This is a genomic window from Mesorhizobium sp. M7A.F.Ca.MR.176.00.0.0 (assembly GCF_004023165.1).
Classification (GTDB): domain Bacteria; phylum Pseudomonadota; class Alphaproteobacteria; order Rhizobiales; family Rhizobiaceae; genus Mesorhizobium.
In genome coordinates, this window is sequence record NZ_RZTC01000293.1 from 1 (window position 1) to 1,013 (window position 1,013).

General features: G+C 63.1%; 1 protein-coding gene and 1 pseudogene. Both read right to left on the bottom strand.

The annotated features are described in order from the left end of the window. Positions 1 to 359, bottom strand: a 359-nt coding sequence (locus EOB59_RS34910; RefSeq protein ID WP_206622110.1) for an ATP-binding protein, incomplete at its 3' end; no start/stop codon positions are given. 22 nt (positions 360 to 381) lie between these two features. After that, a pseudogene (locus tag EOB59_RS34915) lies at positions 382 to 1,013 on the bottom strand (transposase); the annotation flags it as partial.

A 1,013-nucleotide genomic window follows, 5' to 3' on the forward strand; every position in this document is an offset into this window, starting at 1 on the left:
CCCAGGGCACAGGCAAGCCACGATTTTCCCACGCCGCATGGGCCTGTAATTGCCAAATTATTGTGCCGAGAGATCCAGTCGCCGGCGACAAGCCTGGCAAGAAGGGCGCGGTCGATGCCGCGCGGGATGCGCAGATCGATATCTTCCACGCAAGCATTCTGCCGCAGGGCGGCAAATTTGAGACGGGCGGTCATGCGCTTGGTGTCACGTTCCGCCGCTTCCCTGTCTGCCATGATGCCGATGCGCTCCTCGAAGGTTAGGGCCGCAAGATCGGGCGAGCTTCTCTGTTCCTCGAAGGCTTTGGCCATGCCGGCCAGGCCAAGGGCGAGGAGGCGTTCATGAGTAGGGTGTGCGAGCATTTTTCTCTCCTGATGATGAGGGTCAGTGGAAGTAGGAGCGGCCACGGATGTTGCCGTGGCGTAGGGGTTTGGGCTCGGGTTCCGGGTCCGCGAAGGCGCGGTCCAAGCCAGACTTGAGGATGGAGCGAATGGAGCCAACAGAGCGGGCCTGGATGGTGTTTCCACGCCGGCAGGCTGCTTCCAGACGGGCAGCGCCGTAGGTTTTCTGCAGGGCGAAGATGCCCAGCAAGTGCGGAACCCTTGCTCGGGATGAGGCCGAGCCATCATGATCGCCGTGGTCAGGGCTGCCGTGGACGGACCTATTTTCTCCGCTACGAAGCTGATCCGTGTCGGCGTCCAGGAGGCGTGCCGTCGATGGGCGCTGGGCATGTGATCGGCAAGCGTGGCATGGTTGCGCCGGCCCGGGGACTTGGCGTGGCTGGCAACCCGTTCGCCCTTGTAGAAGGCTTCCACAGTGCGATCGGCGATGCGGACATCGACGAGCTCGCGGATCAGGCGATAGGGCACCGAATACCAGTTGCCGTCGACTTCGACATGATAGTCGGGCGCCACCCGACAGCGTTTCCATAGGGCGAAGGCATAAGGCTCGGCCGGCAGAGGTCTCAGCGCCGGAGCGTCCACTGCGGCAAACAGTTCGGCCCGGCTCATGCCATA